The sequence below is a fragment of the Flavobacterium resistens genome, from assembly GCF_900182645.1.
GTDB classification, from domain to species: Bacteria; Bacteroidota; Bacteroidia; order Flavobacteriales; family Flavobacteriaceae; genus Flavobacterium; species Flavobacterium resistens.
Map to the genome: position 1 here is coordinate 884,059 of NZ_FXTA01000001.1, position 16,254 is coordinate 900,312.

The 16,254-nt window shown below is 33.0% G+C and carries 15 protein-coding genes; 7 read left to right on the forward strand and 8 right to left on the reverse strand.

Translation table 11 applies throughout. The features are described 5' to 3' along the window. The first annotated feature begins 40 nt into the window (after window positions 1-40). Both FN795_RS03770 and FN795_RS03775 read left to right on the forward strand, forming a co-directional pair. Entirely contained in the window at window positions 41-547 is a 507-nt protein-coding gene (locus tag FN795_RS03770; RefSeq protein WP_142449440.1) for a GNAT family N-acetyltransferase, read from the forward strand. A 16-nt stretch (window positions 548-563) separates the two neighbouring features. After that, window positions 564-1,112, forward strand: coding sequence for a HutD family protein (locus FN795_RS03775; RefSeq protein WP_142449441.1), 549 nt, complete (start codon window positions 564-566; stop codon window positions 1,110-1,112). Window positions 1,113-1,247: 135 nt separating this feature from the next. On the opposite strand, the gene FN795_RS03780 is transcribed toward FN795_RS03775, so the two are convergent. The 3 genes from FN795_RS03780 to FN795_RS03790 all read right to left on the reverse strand — a co-directional run bounded on the left by FN795_RS03780 (window position 1,248) and on the right by FN795_RS03790 (window position 3,549). Beyond that, window positions 1,248-1,631 carry a DUF3037 domain-containing protein gene (locus FN795_RS03780; protein WP_142449442.1) on the reverse strand — a complete coding sequence of 128 codons (384 nt, stop codon included), beginning with the start codon at window positions 1,629-1,631 and terminating at the stop codon, window positions 1,248-1,250. Further along, complete coding sequence (locus tag FN795_RS03785; RefSeq protein ID WP_142449443.1) at window positions 1,621-2,403, reverse strand: HipA family kinase; 783 nt, start codon at window positions 2,401-2,403, stop codon at window positions 1,621-1,623. Before FN795_RS03785 ends, FN795_RS03780 begins: the two co-directional genes overlap by 11 nt. A 288-nt stretch (window positions 2,404-2,691) precedes the next feature. Next, entirely contained in the window at window positions 2,692-3,549 is an 858-nt protein-coding gene (locus FN795_RS03790; protein ID WP_142449444.1) for an NAD(P)H-hydrate dehydratase, read from the reverse strand. A gap of 405 nt (window positions 3,550-3,954) precedes the next feature. Here FN795_RS03790 and gcvT point away from each other — a divergent pair, with 405 nt between their 5' ends. From gcvT to FN795_RS03810, 4 genes are all read left to right on the forward strand, one after another. After that, window positions 3,955-5,037 carry a glycine cleavage system aminomethyltransferase GcvT gene (gene gcvT / locus FN795_RS03795; protein WP_142449445.1) on the forward strand — a complete coding sequence of 361 codons (1,083 nt, stop codon included), beginning with the start codon at window positions 3,955-3,957 and terminating at the stop codon, window positions 5,035-5,037. 184 nt (window positions 5,038-5,221) lie between these two features. Beyond that, complete coding sequence (locus FN795_RS03800) at window positions 5,222-7,252, forward strand: carboxy terminal-processing peptidase (RefSeq protein WP_142449446.1); 2,031 nt, start codon at window positions 5,222-5,224, stop codon at window positions 7,250-7,252. A gap of 155 nt (window positions 7,253-7,407) precedes the next feature. Beyond that, window positions 7,408-8,121 (forward strand): YebC/PmpR family DNA-binding transcriptional regulator, encoded by a 714-nt coding sequence (locus tag FN795_RS03805; protein WP_026729302.1) that lies wholly within the window; start codon window positions 7,408-7,410, stop codon window positions 8,119-8,121. A gap of 144 nt (window positions 8,122-8,265) precedes the next feature. After that, window positions 8,266-8,481: a hypothetical protein gene (locus tag FN795_RS03810; protein ID WP_142449447.1), complete on the forward strand. Its 216-nt coding sequence runs from the start codon at window positions 8,266-8,268 to the stop codon at window positions 8,479-8,481. Between the two features lie 62 nt (window positions 8,482-8,543). On the opposite strand, the gene FN795_RS03815 is transcribed toward FN795_RS03810, so the two are convergent. The 4 genes from FN795_RS03815 to FN795_RS03830 form a co-directional block, all read right to left on the reverse strand. Continuing rightward, complete coding sequence (locus tag FN795_RS03815) at window positions 8,544-9,458, reverse strand: LamG domain-containing protein (protein WP_142449448.1); 915 nt, start codon at window positions 9,456-9,458, stop codon at window positions 8,544-8,546. 325 nt (window positions 9,459-9,783) lie between these two features. Continuing rightward, window positions 9,784-10,704, reverse strand: a complete 921-nt coding sequence (locus tag FN795_RS03820; protein WP_142449449.1) for a LamG domain-containing protein — start codon at window positions 10,702-10,704, stop codon at window positions 9,784-9,786. 381 nt (window positions 10,705-11,085) lie between these two features. Next, window positions 11,086-12,126, reverse strand: a complete 1,041-nt coding sequence (locus FN795_RS03825; protein WP_142449450.1) for a PLP-dependent cysteine synthase family protein — start codon at window positions 12,124-12,126, stop codon at window positions 11,086-11,088. 70 nt (window positions 12,127-12,196) lie between these two features. Next, entirely contained in the window at window positions 12,197-14,257 is a 2,061-nt protein-coding gene (locus tag FN795_RS03830; protein ID WP_142449451.1) for a S9 family peptidase, read from the reverse strand. 144 nt (window positions 14,258-14,401) lie between these two features. Between FN795_RS03830 and FN795_RS03835 the strand changes: the two genes are divergently transcribed. Further along, entirely contained in the window at window positions 14,402-14,722 is a 321-nt protein-coding gene (locus FN795_RS03835; protein WP_035648504.1) for a YbaB/EbfC family nucleoid-associated protein, read from the forward strand. Window positions 14,723-14,874: 152 nt separating this feature from the next. Here the strand turns inward: FN795_RS03835 and FN795_RS03840 are convergent, their stop codons facing one another. After that, complete coding sequence (locus FN795_RS03840; protein ID WP_142449452.1) at window positions 14,875-15,894, reverse strand: threonine aldolase family protein; 1,020 nt, start codon at window positions 15,892-15,894, stop codon at window positions 14,875-14,877. Window positions 15,895-16,254: the final 360 nt, after the last annotated feature.

The following is a 16,254-nucleotide window of genomic DNA, read 5'->3' on the forward strand; positions in this document are numbered from 1 at the left end:
TTCTAATCATAAAGAGACTAAATTACAAGTACAATAATTCATGATTTCAAAAGCAACATTAGCAGATATTCCTGCTTTGAATATATTAATCAATTCTGCATACAGAGGAGAAACTTCTAAAAAAGGCTGGACAACCGAAGCACATTTATTAGAAGGAAAAAGAACCGACGAACAAGAAATGACGGAAATTTTCCAGAATCCAAAAAATACGATTCTGAAATTCACTGAAAATGACAAAATTATTGGTTCGGTTTTATTAGTTGAAAAAGGACATCAATTGTATTTGGGAATGTTGACGGTTTCACCAGAACTTCAAAATAGCGGAATCGGGAAAAAGCTTTTGGCCGAAGCCGAAAATCATGCTAAATCCTTGAATTTGTCAAGTATTATTATGACAGTTATTTCGGTTCGTGAAGAGCTTATTGCATGGTACAAACGTCATGGCTATGTTGATACTGGCGAAAGAGAAGCTTTTCCTGAAAGCGGAATTCATGTTACGGTTTCTGAAGAACCTTTAGAGTTTATTTTCTTGGAGAAACAGCTTTGAGAATTTAGAAAACAAAATGAACATACATCTTTTACCTAAAAAAAATAGTACAGCCTCTGTTTGGAGTGGCGGATTGACATATGAATATATGATATATCCGAAAACTGCTATCTATACCGATAGAGATTTTCTATTCAGAATAAGCAGTGCTACAATAGAGGAAGTGCCTTCAGGTTTTACCAAATTTAAGGGCTATCACCGATACTTGGTTATGCTTGATAACTATTTAGATATTGAGATAAACAAAGAGAAAAAAAAATATGAGAAATATGAAATCATGGAATTTAATTCGGATGATGACGTGATTTCTTATACAAAAGGGATTGATTTTAATTGGATGGTTTCTGAAAAAATAAGTCATCACAAACTGATAATAACTAAAAGTGAGCAGCATTATAATGCTCAAATAATAATTCTATTTTCTTTAGATACGACAGTTATTAAAATTAATGAGAAGCCATTCGATCTAAAACCTTATGATTTATTAGTTATTGAAAATCAGAAAAAGGAAAATGTAATGCTTCATTTTTCTAATGAATGTCTCTCTGGAATATTGGATTTTTAATCCGATTATCATTGAAAAAGAATCTAAGTTTTTTTTTAATCTCGTAAAGACGCGAAGTCGCAAAGTTTTATCTTTCTTTGCGACTTCACGTCTTTACGAGATTATTTTAAGTCAAAACTTAATTATCTTATATAATTAAAGTACAAGTTCTTCAAACAAACGCTGAATCGTTTTCTCCAAATCCTGACACAAACCAGGATGAGGTCTCGACGTTTGTATCGCAGAACTTCTAATTGCCGTCAACCATCTAAAACGCTCCGGAATCTCAAATTCAGCAATTGGACCGCCATCTTTGACTCCGTTTGCGATTTTTTCTAATGAAGTTAAATTGCACTCTAATTGTTCGATGTCAAAATCGCTAGAAAGTGCTTGAATTTTTTCTTTATTCAAATGAAAAAGAACTTTTATAAACTTGGCTTTTTTGCAAAACAAAATGATTCCGATATTCAGGAATTCTTCGCGCTCTGCCCTTGGCACAACACGAATCACAGCATATTCGTATAAGTGGTTATCTTGCATTTTGAGCGTGATTTACAAATATTTCTGAATTCTCTAATCTTGTTTTTAAAAACTGCAAGTAAACGTTTCGCAATCCTTCCGGCGTTTCATCCGCATCTTCCCATTGAAGCCAGTCTACAGGAATCGTATTTACAATTTCTTCCAAAATTTCTGGAGTTAGAATTGCTTTAAATTCGGCATCGACTTCTTTCAAAAGTGAGGCTTGAGGTAATAAAACGTGATCTTTTATCAATACAAACGGACTTTTTGAATGTTGTTCCCAATTGTTCCAAGAATGATGAAAGTATAAACAAGCGCCGTGATCAATTAGCCATAATTCTTTATGCCAAATTAGCATATTGGTATTTTTGAAAGTTCTATCAACGTTTGTGATATAAGCGTCCAACCAAACAATCTGCGACGCTAATTTAGGATCAACTGTTGTTACTGCAGGATCAAAAGTGATTGCGCCAGATAAGAAATGAAGTGCAAGATTTAATCCCTGACTACCTTGTAGTAAATCCTGAATTTCTTCATCAGCTTCGGTTCTTCCGAAAGCTTCATCCAGATTTGCGAATACTAATTCTGGTAATTGTAATTTTAAAGCTTTTGCGATTTGTCCGCCAACTAATTCGGCTATAAGGGCTTTTACGCCGTGTCCGGCACCTCTAAATTTTAATACGTATTTAAAATCGTCATCGGCTTCTGCCAAAGCGGGTAATGATCCGCCTTCGCGCAGTGGCGTTATATATCGCATGACGTTTACCGTTCTGAGATCGAAGTTGTTTTTCATTTTTTAAAGATTCAAAGATGCTAAGAAACTAAGATGCTAAGTTTTCAATCTTTGATATTACAAACTTACGTTTTTTTGATTTTAGATTTTTGTGGTCACAAAATTGTTTCACGTAGATTTAAAAAGATTTAAGCAGATCTAAGCCGATTTATTCTCATTTTTTGTCATCCTGAGCGAAGTCGAAGTGCCGCAAAGATATGCCTCAAAGTTATTTACTTTGTCGAGTTACCTGCTGTCCTTCGACTTCGCTCAGGGTGACAAGCTCCGCGATAAAAAATTATCTAATGATCAAATTGACACATTTTCTAATTCAATAAAAGCTTTTCCTAAATATTTAATAATTGTTGAAGCGGTAAAAGATTCATAACCTGTTTTTGGTAGAGCTAAATCAGCCGTTAATCCATGAAGATAAACTCCTAATTTAGACGCATATTTAGGTTCGTAACCTTGAGCGAGCAAACTTGTCAGGATTCCCGTTAAAGTGTCGCCACTTCCCGCGGTTGCTAGCGCAGCATTTCCAGTAGTGTTTTCGTAAATTGAATTTCTGTTTATGATAAATGTGGGCGCGCCTTTCATGACAACAATGACTTTGTATTTTTCTGAAAATGTAATTGTTTTTTGAAATTTCTCTGATTCCGAATTCCATTTACCAATTAAACGTTCTAATTCTTTAGGATGAGGTGTCAGAATGGTGTCTTCGGGAACTAATTCTAACCAAGATAAATTTTCGGAAATAATGTTTAGCGCATCCGCATCTAAAACCAAAGGCATTTTATTAATCCGTAAAAATTCAAATAAGGCTTTTTGTGTTCCGAGCTCCTTTCCTATTCCCGGACCAATTCCGATGGCTTGCGGAATTAATGGTAAATGAATATTGGTAATGAAATTTGTATTTTCATCGGTTACAGTCATCACTTCGGGAATCGAGATTTGAAGAATTTGATAACCGCATTTTGGGATAAAAGTCGTTACGAGTCCGCAACCCGATTTTAAACAGGATTTTGATGCTAAAACGGCTGCTCCAATTTTCCCATAACTTCCGGCAATAATCACGGCATGACCTTGTGTTCCTTTATGTGCTTTGGAATCTACAGGTTTGTATATTTTTAGAATTTCTTCTTTTGTGATTAAATACGGTGATTTCATTTCAATAGCTTTTTATTTTAAACACATAGAATCATAGCTTTACTTTGCGAATAAAGGAGTTTCACTTGTTTAAATAAACATAGCTAAACCTGAAAAGCATAATTCAACATTAAAATTACGTAAAAAATCGAAATCACGAATTCTTCTTTTGAAACTGACGACCCTAGCCCAGATTGAAGAGGAAAGCCCGGAGTAAAAAAAGCAAAAGTTTCTTGTTCTAAAAAAGCGACCAACGCAAGCTCTTTTTAGAACATTAGAAACTTTGATTTTTTTTATGTCCCGATAACTATCGGGATGTAACGAAAAGCTGGAATTGCTCCTAATTATTGCGAAATTTATAATTTAAGCCATTCAAATTAGATATTTTTTGAATAGATTTGCAAAACAATTTTATAAAACAACACAATGAAAAATACTGCGCTTACGCACATACATGAAGGTTTAGGAGCAAAAATGCTTCCTTTTGCTGGTTATAACATGCCTATTACTTATGAAGGAGTTAATGCTGAACATGAAACAGTTCGTAACGGTGTGGGCGTTTTTGACGTTTCGCATATGGGTGAATTTTTGTTAACAGGTCCAAATGCATTGGCTTTGATTCAGAAAGTAACTTCTAACGATGCATCAACTTTGACAATTGGAAGAGCACAATATTCTTGTCTTCCAAATAATGAAGGCGGAATTGTTGACGATTTGATTATTTATAAAATGAAAGAAGAAGAGTATTTACTTGTGGTAAATGCTTCGAACATTGATAAAGACTGGAACTGGATTTCTTCTCATAATGATTTAGGAGTTGACATGAAGAATCTTTCTGATGATTATTCTTTATTGGCGATTCAGGGACCAAAAGCGGTTGAAGCTATGCAATCATTAACTTCAGTTGATTTGTCTTCTATTGTTTATTATCATTTTGAAGTGGCTGATTTTGCAGGATTCAGTGATGTAATCATTTCTGCTACAGGATATACAGGTTCAGGAGGTTTTGAAATCTATTGCAAAAATGCAGATGCTGAAGCAATTTGGAACAAAGTTTTTGAAGCTGGAGCGGCTTTCGGAATTAAACCTATTGGTCTTGCTGCTCGTGATACTTTACGTCTGGAAATGGGATTCTGTCTTTACGGAAACGATATTAATGATACTACTTCTCCACTTGAAGCTGGTTTAGGATGGATTACGAAATTCACTAAAGATTTCACGAATTCTGAAGCACTTAAAAAACAAAAAGAAGCTGGTGTTACAAGAAAATTAGTTGCTTTTGAAATGCAGGAACGTGCAGTGCCAAGACACGATTACGAAATTGTTGACGCTTCTGGCGAAGTTATTGGAATTGTAACTTCTGGAACTATGTCACCTTCTATGAATAAAGGAATTGGTTTAGGATATGTTACTGTTGCAAATAGTGCTATTGATAGCGATATTTTTATCAGAATCAGAAAAAATGATGTTGCTGCTAAAGTGGTGAAATTGCCTTTTTACAAAAAATAATTTTTGACTAAATAATACAGAAATGCATTGCGATATAAATTGCAATGCATTTTTTTTATGCCGAATTTTATTCATAAGATGTCATTCATAGATAAAATCTTTTAGTCATCGATATTCTTGAGAAATTACTGTCTTTTATCAAAAAATTACCGTAATTTTAATGTAACCGATGATTTACAGATTTATGAAAAGCCTATTATTAGTATTTCTGCTGACTTCAACTGTTCTATTTAGTCAAAATAGCACTCAGACATGCGAGATTTTAAATAAAATTAATGCGCTTGTCCAGAGTGAGCATATTCGCCCAAAACCTGTAAACGACAGCTTGTCGGTTTTTGTTTTTGATAACCTAATCAATGAATTAGATCCGTCACGAAACATCTTTTTTAAAACCGAATACGACGAAATGTCTAAAAAATATCGTTTTAATTTAGATGATTTAATTCTGAACAACGACTGTAGTTTTTTAGACGATATTACTTCAAAATATAAAAACGGACTTTTGAGAACGAAAGCGGTTTTAGAAAAAATTCAATCAACAAATATTGATTATACTACAAAAGACACCATCAGATTTTACAAAAAAGCTTTTCCTTTTTATTTAAAAAAAGAAGATCTGGAAAAAGTATGGCTTAAAAAACTGCGCTATCAGATTTTAGATGAAATGGCCGAAAGCAGTGAAAATCTTGATTCTGTAAAAGCCAACTTCAAATCAATTGAAACGGCAACAAAACAGATGATTTTATCTAATGAAATTTGCAGAATAAACACGTTGTTAGAAAACAAAATCAAACAAGAAGAAAACCTTTATAATTACTTCTGCACTTATTTTGATCCGCATACTGCTTATTTCAGTGATGATTCAAAAACCAGTTTTGTGGCTTCATTATCTAAAGAACATCTTTCATTGGGAATGAGCGTAAATCTGAATGAAAAAAATGAAATTATTATTGCGGAAATTGATCCTAACGGACCTGCATATCAAACCGGACTAATTAAAAAAGGTGATCAGATTATCTCCATATCAAACCAAAAAGAAACTTTAAAGGTTTCCTGTTCATCATTAGAATCGATTTCGACCATGATTTTATCGGAATCCAATAAAAGTATTACGCTTACGCTGAAACGAAATTCAGGAAAGAGCTTTGATGTTTATATTGAAAAACAAGTCATGAAAGATGAAGATAATTCGGTTTACAGTTTTATTATCGGAAAAGACAGTAAAATTGGCTACATCAAAATTCCTAGTTTTTATGCTGATTTAGACGAAAACAACCGAAAAGGCTGCGCTGATGATGTTGCCCGCGAGGTAATGAAACTTGAAAAAGACAATATACAAGGTCTAGTAATTGACTTGATTGACAACGGTGGCGGTTCGATGGAAGAAGCGATAAAACTAGCCGGAATGTTTATCGATTACGGTCCGATTTCAATTGTAATTGATAATAAAAAAGAGAAATCTGTAATAAACGATCCTTATAGAGGATTAATTTATAAAGGCCCAATCGTAATTCTTGTAAACAGCAATACGGCATCGGCAAGTGAATTTTTTGCTTCTATTCTGCAAGATTATAATCGCGCTCTTTTAATAGGCAGCACTACTCTTGGAAAAGCAACTATGCAGACTATTCTTTCTCTTGATGAGCAAAAAAATACAGACTTTTTAAAAATTACAATTAACAAATTTTATCGTGTTACAGGAAAAAGTCATCAATATGTTGGCGTAAAACCTGATGTGATTCTTCCTGAATTTTATGAAGACGTTTATCAAAAAGAAAGCGATTTCCCAACCGCGATTAAAAACGACAGCATTGAACCTTTCTTAAAATACAAACCATATGCAAAACGTCCGCTGATTGATAAATTAGCTAAAAATTCAGCGGCGCGACTGGCTGATAATTATTATTTTAACGACATCAAAAAAATAAACCAAAAAATTGATCAAATTGTAAATACGCCAAAAGCTGAACTTCCGATGACTTTAGATGCAGTTTTCAAGCAAAAAAAACTAGTCAATTCCCTTTGGAAAGAAATCAATACTTTCAATGACGAAAACAATCCGCTGGATGTTTACAATTCGACTGTAAATCAATTTTTGCTTGGAGTTTATCCTAACGACAAAACCGTAAATCAATATCAGATTGACAATTTAAAAACGAATCCGTATTTGAATGAAGCTGTAAATGTTATCAATGAATTTAATGCTTCGAAATAACTATTTTGTTTCAGGTTTCAGGTTTCAGGTTTCACGTTCTAATCTGAACTTGAAACCTGAAACCTGAAACTTAAAACATTAAAAAAAAGAATAGTATTGTTTTTGGAAAAATAAGGAATAACCGTATTTTTGCATCACAAAACTAAAAATTAGAAATGGGAAGAGCGTTCGAATTTAGAAAAGGAAGAAAAATGAAACGTTGGTCAGCGATGGCCAAAACATTTACCAGAATTGGTAAAGATATCGTTATGGCTGTTAAAGAAGGCGGACCAAACCCAGATGCCAATTCTAGATTAAGAGCTGTAATACAAAACGCGAAAGCTGCTAACATGCCTAAGGACAATGTGGAGCGCGCGATTAAAAATGCAAGTAATAAAGATACTGCCAACTATAAAGAAATTCTTTTTGAAGGATATGCGCCTCACGGAATCGCAATCTTGATTGAAACAGCTTCTGACAATAATAATAGAACAGTAGCAAACATCCGTAGTTATTTTAACAAATGCAACGGAACAATGGGAACTCAGGGTTCTGTTGAATTTATGTTTGATCACACTTGTAATTTCAGAATTGCTAATAATGGCCTTGACGCTGAAGAATTAGAATTAGAATTAATTGATTTTGGTGCTGAAGAAGTTTTTGAAGACGAAGACGGAATCTTAATTTATGCTCCTTTTGGAAGTTTTGGTGCTTTGCAAAAAGAATTAGAAAATAGAGGTTTAGAAATTTTATCTTCTGGTTTTGAGCGTATTCCGCAAATAACTAAAGAATTGACAGAAGCTCAAATCGCTGACGTTGAAAAACTAATCGAGAAAATCGAAGAAGATGATGACGTTATGAACGTTTATCATACAATGAAAGAAGAATAATTTCTTTCTGAAAAATATTTAAAAGCTTTGGATTTTTCCAGAGCTTTTTTGTTTGTAATGATTTTAAACTAGAGTCAATTTTTCCGAAAAACATTTTAACCGTTATATTTGCAACACCTCAAACAAAAAAAATATATCATCAAAATGCAAACATCAAAATACACAAAAATAGCGGTAATTGTAATGGTACTTTTATTTTTAGTACTAAGCGTAATAAGCTGTAGCACTCATGTACATACAGGTCTGGGGCCGGGGGGGCCTGCACCAACAGGTAAAAAAGTACCGCCAGGGCAAGCAAAAAAAATGAATGGAGACAAAAGCGCAAAAGCTTATGCACCAGGACAACAGAAAAAACACTAATAAAAAAGCCTTCTGAAATTTCAGAAGGCTTTTTTATTTGACGTTACTAAAAGTTAAACGTATTATTTTTTATTTGTTATTTTCAATAAGTAGGTTCCTTCTGGTAAATCCCCAATGTTAGAAGCATTACTTCCAGTTAATTTTCTTCCTTGAGAAAAAACCTCTACAGTTTTAGTTGTAGTTGTATTGTTATCTGTTGAAGGCGTTGCTACAGATGTTGTTGGTTTTGAAGGCGCTACAGTTTTTGCAGGTGGCGCAGCAACTGCAACTTTTTTCACTCCACTCGAAACCGGAGCAGCTTCAGCGACACGTCCAGCGACTGGTTTTGAGCTATTATATGATTCCAATACCTGCTCATCAGTCATAGCAACATTATAAATTTTTAGATCATCTATATCAGCATTAATCGTAGTTGTTCCATTTATTTGTCCTAATCTAAGAATATAACCTTTCGTCGCTCGCGCAATTCCTGTTGCCGATTTTAACAATTCTCCATTACGGTATAATTTAGAATTAGTACCATCGTATGTCATACTATATTGGTACCAAATTTCTTTTTGAAGGGGAACAGAAACAATAACGTTATTAGCATCACCCCATCCAACAAGGCTTACATCTGAATTTCCTGAAACTGCAGGTTGCTGCAATAATCCGAAAAATTGAGAATTTGTTGGAGCTCCGTAACCCAAGATATAATTTGCTGAAGCAACCGTATTAAATTTTACCCAAAAAGATATAGTTCTCGGTTTATTTTCCTGAGGAAGTTCTCCTACTACACCTTGCAAAAATTTATTTGTAAGTCGCTGAGCTGCTTTGGGAGTCCCTGTTCTATCAGCAACAAAATTTGGAGCACCCAGCAATGAAATGGAATTATCAGTACTATTTAAATTTCCATTAAATGTGAATTCCTGCACAGGATTTTGGGCATTAGTAGTCAAAAAAGTTACAAACATTAACGTAAGTAATAATCTTTTCATATTTAATATTTTAGGGGGATTTAGGGTATTTCTTAACACTTATAAAGTATTCTGTTATTTCAAATATTTTGTTAAAAATATAATTTTAATTCAAAGCTACAAAAAACATTACATGAAAAAATAAGATATTCTTATTAAAATTATGAAAATAAAAATTAGCCAATATTTGTTTTCGGAATTTGTAAAAACATTTTTACAAAACAACTTTAAAAAAAGCCCTCTGAGATACAGAAGGCTTTTTTCTACTATCCAAAATAAATTGCTCACTAAACAACATGATAAAAAAACTAAAAACTAACTAACTATTTCTATTAACCAAATTTCTTTACTTTGATGTGATTTTTTTTGATGGTGCATTTGTAATTTTCAACAAATAAGTACCTTCTGGCAAATCACTAATGCTCATGGAATTATCTCCAATGATTTTCTGTCCTTGTGAATAAACTTCAACATTTTTATCTCCATTTACATCACTATTTGCAATAATTGCATTTGATGGCGCCGCTTTAACAGCAACTTTAGTTTTTCCTGTAACCGTTTTGGCTGACACAGTTTTCGACGCTGTAACTTCCGCAACAATAGCAACTATAGGTTTAGATTCTTCATAAAGAGCTGTAACTTGTTCATCTGTCATTGCAACATTGTAGATTTTTAAGTCGTCAATATCAGCATTAATGCCTACGGTAGTATTTATTTCTCCAAGTCTAAAAATAGTACCTTTCGTAGAACGCTCAATTCCAGTTACGGATTTCAACATTATTCCGTCACGGTAAATTTTAGATATTTTTCCATCAAATGTAATAACATAATGGTACCAGGTCGCTTTTGCCAAAGGAGTAGAAACAATCACATCATTGCTTGCTCCCCATCCTGCCATACTTAAATCTGAATTTGAAGAAGACGTACCTTGCTGCAATAATCCATAATATTGTGCATTATAAGCTGTACCATATCCCAAAATATAATTTGCTTTAGAAATATCATTCAGTTTTACCCAAACGCTAATTGTTCTTGCTGAATTATTTTGAGGCAAATCGTCAATAACAGCTTCCATAGCTTTGTTATTTAGTCGCTGAGCCCCATTAAGATTTCCCATACGATCAGAAACGAAATTATTCGCTCCCATGAAAGTAATTGTATTTTGAGTATTGTTTAAGGTTCCGTTGAAGTTAAACTCCTGAATAGGATTCTGCGCAGTAGCATTCAAATAACTTACAAACATTAAAGAGAGTAGTAATTTTTTCATAGCGATAGATTTAAGGGTTATTAAAAAACATTGTGTCATTTTAACACTGCTAAACTATATTTTTATGTTTTTCAGCAGAAATTTTTTCGATAACTAACCTAAATAATCGTTTAAATAACAAAAATTGATGATTTCAAACACTTAATTGTATTTATTTATACTCTTAACAATAATATTAAATTTTTAAATTTACTTCAATCAAACATAAAGTTTCTTACGTATAAATACGGTATTTACAATAATTAAGAGATTATAACCATTCATTACAAAAGACATAATTTGACTTATGAACTCATAATTTATGAAAATTATACACTTGAATTACTCCAAAAAAAAGCTCCATCAATAAGATGGAGCTTTATATATGGAAAAGTATTTTAATTACTTAACAAATTCAATTTTCTGAACTTCTTCTTCATTGATGCTATCAAAGAATCCTTGTTCATTCATCCAGTCATCACTAAATACTTTACTCATGTAGCGCGAACCGTGATCTGGGAAAATAGCAATGATATTACTATCTTTAGTAAATTCACCTTCTTCGGCATATTGTTTAATCGCCTGCATTACTGCTCCAGATGTATACCCAACAAATAATCCTTCTTTACGAGTAATCTCTCTTGCTGAGTGCGCACTTTCCTCGTCCGTTACTTTCATGAATTTATCAATGATATCAAAATCAGTCGCTGACGGTATTAAATTTTTACCTAAACCTTCAATACGGTATGGATAAATTTCTTTGTTGTCAAATTCTCTTGTTTCATGATATTTTTTTAATACCGAACCAAAAGCATCAACACCCAGAATTCTAATATTAGGATTTTGTTCTTTTAGGAATTTTGCAGTTCCAGAAATTGTTCCTCCTGTTCCGCTGCAAGCAATTAAGTGTGTGATTTTTCCTTTTGTCTGTTCCCAGATTTCAGGACCTGTAGTATTGTAGTGTGCATCAATATTCAGTTGATTAAAATATTGATTAATATAAACAGAGCCTTTTGTTTCTTCGTGTAAGCGCTTGGCTACGTTATAATAAGATCTTTCATCATCTGCTGAAACGTGCGCCGGGCAAACATAAACTTTTGCTCCAAGGCTTCTCAACATGTCAATCTTATCTTTAGATGATTTTGAACTTACTGCTAAAATACAGTTATATCCTTTAATAATGCTGACCATTGCTAAACTAAATCCTGTATTTCCTGACGTAGTTTCAATAATAGTATCACCTGGCGACAAAATTCCTTTTCTCTCAGCTTCTTCAATAATATATAACGCGATTCTATCTTTTGAGGAATGACCTGGATTAAAAGCTTCTACCTTTGCATAGAAATTTCCTTCTAACTCTTCGGTGATTTTATTTAGCTTAATAAGCGGGGTGTTACCTATTAATTCTAAAACATTATTATAAGCATTTATTTCTTCTTTCATAAAAAAATAGTTAATCAAAGGTTTTTTTTAAAACCCCCGATAGGTTGCAAATTTAACAAAATTTTTCTAATTAGCTTTTAATTTTCTCTAAATCTAATAAAAAACTAAATTCTTTTGCTAAGTCCTTCAAAGCCTCAAAACGTCCTGAAGCTCCGCCATGTCCGGCATCCATATTGGTATCTAAAAACAAAAGGTTTTCATTTGTTTTCATATATCTCAATTTAGCTACCCATTTAGCAGGCTCCCAATATTGTACCTGCGAATCGTGCAATCCTGTAGATACATACATATTTGGATAATTTTGCGCTTTTACATTATCATACGGTGAGTACGATAACATATAATCATAATACTTTTTATTGTTTGGGTTTCCCCATTCGTCGTATTCTCCTGTTGTTAACGGAATGGTATCATCTAACATTGTTGTTATGACATCCACAAAAGGAACCTGAGCAATTACTCCGTTGTATAATTCTGGAGCTTCATTTGTTATAACTCCCATTAAAAGCCCTCCTGCTGATCCGCCTTCTGCGTACAAATGTTTAGAAGATGTGTATTTCTCGTTTATTACAAATTTAGAGCAATCGATGAAATCTGTAAAGGTATTTTTCTTTTTTAACAGTTTTCCGTCTTCATACCATTGTCTTCCTAAGTCTTCGCCGCCACGAATATGAGCGATAGCGTAAACAAATCCGCGGTCTAAGAGCGAAAGTCTTGTTGACGAGAAATAAGTATCCATTGTAATTCCATATGAACCATATGCATACAACAAAAGCGGATTTTTGCCATTTTTCTCTAATCCTTTTCTATAAATCATCGAAATTGGCACTTTTACACCGTCTCTTGCAGTTGCCCAAACTCGTTCTTCTACATAATTTTCTTTATCGAATTTTCCACCTAAAACCTGCTGTTCTTTTAAGATCTCTTTGGTTTTAGTTTTCATATTAAAATCAATTACAGACGAAGGCGTTGCAAGCGATTGATAACTGTATCGTAAAATATCGGTGTCAAAATCAATATTTGTTGTCGTGTAAGCATTGTAAGTTTCGCTTCCAAAAGGCAAATAATAATCTGGTTCGCCATTCCAAGGCATGATTCTAATATGATTCAATCCGTTTGAGCGCTCTTCTACAACTAAATAGTTCTTAAAGATTTCAATATCTTCTAACAAAACATCTTCTCTGTGCGGAATTACATCTACCCAGTTTCTCTTGCCCGTTTTATTCTCTGGCGTTTTCATCAGTTTAAAATTCGTCGCTTTGTCTTTATTAGTTAAAACATAAAACGAATCCTCAAAATGTGAAATACTATATTCTAATCCACGAACGCGTGTTTGGAATACTTCAAATTCTCCGTCTGGATTATCCGAATTTAAAATTCTGTATTCTGTCGTTAAAGTACTTCCAGAACTGATTACAATGTATTTTTTAGATTTTTCTTTGTGTACAGAAACATTAAATGTATCATCTGTTTCATTATAAACTAAAACATCATCTTTAGACTCTGTATTTAATTTATGTCTGAAAATTTTATCTGCTCTTAAAGTAACTTCATCTTGTCTGGTATAAAACAATGTATTATTGTCGTTTGCCCAAACTGAACTTCCGGTAGCGTTTTCAATTTTGTCTGAAAGAATTTCTCCTGTTTCCAGATTCTTGACTTGAACTGTGTAAATTCTTCTTCCAACTATATCTACCCCAAAACTGGCAAACTTATTATCCGGACTAATACTTAAGCCTCCTAATTTGAAATAAGCATGTCCTTTTGCCATTTCATTGCAATTGAAGAGAATTTCTTCCTCTGCCGAAAGGCTTGCTTTTTTTCTGGCAAAAATTGGATAATCCTGACCGGTTTCAAAACGTGTGATGTAGAAATAACCGTTGTAGAAATAAGGTACTGAAGAATCATCTTCTTTAATTCGGCTTTTCATTTCCTCATATAAAGATTCCTGCAAACCTTTAGTATGAGAGGTCATGTTTTGATAGTAATCGTTTTCTTTATTCAGATAATCGATAACTTCTGGATTTTCACGGTCATTCAGCCAAAAGTAATTATCAATTCTAGTCTCTTTATGTTTTTTAAGTTTCTTTGGAATTTCTGTGGCTTTTGGAGCCATTATATTGTTTTGCATTGATTGAGCATTTATTTTTAAATACGAAGTGGCAAAAGTACTACAATCAAAAGAGAACGAAAATTAATTTTTTCATAAAATATTCTATTGATTTACCATAGCAATATACTAATTTTGTCTGAAATAATTTAAAAAATCAAGAAAATGGATTTAATGGGAATGATGGGGAAACTTAAAGAAACCCAACAAAAAATTGAAGATACAAAAAAGCGCTTGGATACTGTTTTAATTGATGAACAAAGCGCTGACGGATTATTGAAAATTACGATTACAGCAAGCCGAAAAATAAAAACAATCTCTGTTGACGACTCTCTTTTAGAAGATAAAGAACAATTAGAAGATTATCTAATCGTAACGTTAAATAAAGCAATTGAAAAAGCTACAAACATAAACGAAAGAGAACTTGATGCAGTAGCAAAAATGGATATGCCAATGATTCCTGGAATGGATAATCTTTTTAAGTAAAGATTCTAAGATACTAAGATACTAAGGTTCTAAGTTACTAAGTTTCATAGCAAGATTTAAAAAAAAAAAAAAGACGCACAAATTGTGCGTCTTTTTTTTAGCAATTCAAAAACCTTAGAATCTTAGTAACTTAGAACCTTAGTATCTTTTTTCTAAATCTTCGAGAAGATCTCCATTACATATGTATGCATGACTTCTTTATAATCTAAGTGAGTAACGATTCTTAGTTTATTATGACCTAACGAGCTTATTAAAATATTTTTTTGTTTTAATTTTTCGATTAAAAGTGTATCGCTGTAACCTTCTGCCAATGAGAAAATCAGAATATTAGTTTCTACTGGTTCAACAGAAGCAATCCATGATTTCGTACTTAAAATCGCCCCAATTTCTTTAGCTCTTCTATGATCTTCGGCCAATCTTTCTATATTGTTTGCCAAAGCATATAATCCAGCGGCAGCCAAATAACCAACTTGGCGCATTCCACCACCTAATATCTTTCTGATTCTTAATGCTCTATGAATATCAGCTTTACTTCCAAGAAGTACTGAACCAATTGGCGCACCTAATCCTTTTGACAAACACACCGAAATTGTATCGAAAATTGCTCCGAATTCCTTCGGATTTTGTCTTTTAGCAACTAATGCATTCCAAATTCTCGCTCCATCTAAATGGAATTTCAAATTATTAGCATCGCATACTTTTTTGATTTCTCTCAAGTCTTCCAATTCATAACAAGCACCACCACCTTTGTTTGTTGTGTTTTCCACACAAACCAAACTCGTTAACGGACTATGATAAAATTCTGGGTCATTGATTGCTGCAGCGACTTGCGATGCATTGATCATGCCTCGATCACCATCTAACAAACAACATGAAACACCACTGTTAAAAGACACTCCGCCTCCTTCATAATTGTAAACATGTGCAAATTTATCGGCAATTAATTGTTCACCTGGTTGCGTATGCAGTTTAATTGCAGTTTGGTTTGCCATAGTTCCAGACGGAAAAAAAAGTCCAGCTTCCATACCAAAAAATTCGGCTACTCTTGTTTCTAGTTCAATAACCGTAGGATCCTGTTTGTATACATCGTCGCCAACTTGTGCGTTGAACATATATTGCAGCATCTCATATGTTGGTTTTGTAATGGTATCGCTAATTAAATTTATTTCCATATAAAACTTATATCTTTTTTGGACAGCAAAATTACGTATTACTGTTTGTTATTAATCCCAAGTTTTAATAAATTTTAACTTGCGGATTACCTAGAACCAAATTAACGTAATATTTATAAAAAACATATAAAACTAGTATTAATAATTCAAAAATTGATTTCCAAGCTTAGAAACTATCTTATTTGACAAGAAATAGCATCTTTTAGAAAATAAAAAATAATGCAAAACAACTAAGCTTTAATCATTTACACACAAATGATTGTATGTTAAATTTATTGCTGTATTCTAAAAACTAAATCTTATTTTTGTAGAACGAAATTATACAAACAACTGAATGTAATTTCTGCAAAAAACAAACAA

Coding starts and splice junctions, on each gene's coding strand:
- FN795_RS03770 (WP_142449440.1), top strand. CDS start 41: ATGATTTCAAAAGCAACATTAGCAGATATTCCTGCTTTGAATATATTA.
- FN795_RS03820 (WP_142449449.1), bottom strand. CDS start 10,704: ATGAAAAAATTACTACTCTCTTTAATGTTTGTAAGTTATTTGAATGCT.
- FN795_RS03780 (WP_142449442.1), bottom strand. CDS start 1,631: ATGCAAGATAACCACTTATACGAATATGCTGTGATTCGTGTTGTGCCA.
- gcvT (WP_142449445.1), top strand. CDS start 3,955: ATGAAAAATACTGCGCTTACGCACATACATGAAGGTTTAGGAGCAAAA.
- FN795_RS03805 (WP_026729302.1), top strand. CDS start 7,408: ATGGGAAGAGCGTTCGAATTTAGAAAAGGAAGAAAAATGAAACGTTGG.
- FN795_RS03800 (WP_142449446.1), top strand. CDS start 5,222: ATGAAAAGCCTATTATTAGTATTTCTGCTGACTTCAACTGTTCTATTT.
- FN795_RS03775 (WP_142449441.1), top strand. CDS start 564: ATGAACATACATCTTTTACCTAAAAAAAATAGTACAGCCTCTGTTTGG.
- FN795_RS03785 (WP_142449443.1), bottom strand. CDS start 2,403: ATGAAAAACAACTTCGATCTCAGAACGGTAAACGTCATGCGATATATA.
- FN795_RS03825 (WP_142449450.1), bottom strand. CDS start 12,126: ATGAAAGAAGAAATAAATGCTTATAATAATGTTTTAGAATTAATAGGT.
- FN795_RS03830 (WP_142449451.1), bottom strand. CDS start 14,257: ATGCAAAACAATATAATGGCTCCAAAAGCCACAGAAATTCCAAAGAAA.
- FN795_RS03835 (WP_035648504.1), top strand. CDS start 14,402: ATGGATTTAATGGGAATGATGGGGAAACTTAAAGAAACCCAACAAAAA.
- FN795_RS03790 (WP_142449444.1), bottom strand. CDS start 3,549: ATGAAATCACCGTATTTAATCACAAAAGAAGAAATTCTAAAAATATAC.
- FN795_RS03815 (WP_142449448.1), bottom strand. CDS start 9,458: ATGAAAAGATTATTACTTACGTTAATGTTTGTAACTTTTTTGACTACT.
- FN795_RS03810 (WP_142449447.1), top strand. CDS start 8,266: ATGCAAACATCAAAATACACAAAAATAGCGGTAATTGTAATGGTACTT.
- FN795_RS03840 (WP_142449452.1), bottom strand. CDS start 15,894: ATGGAAATAAATTTAATTAGCGATACCATTACAAAACCAACATATGAG.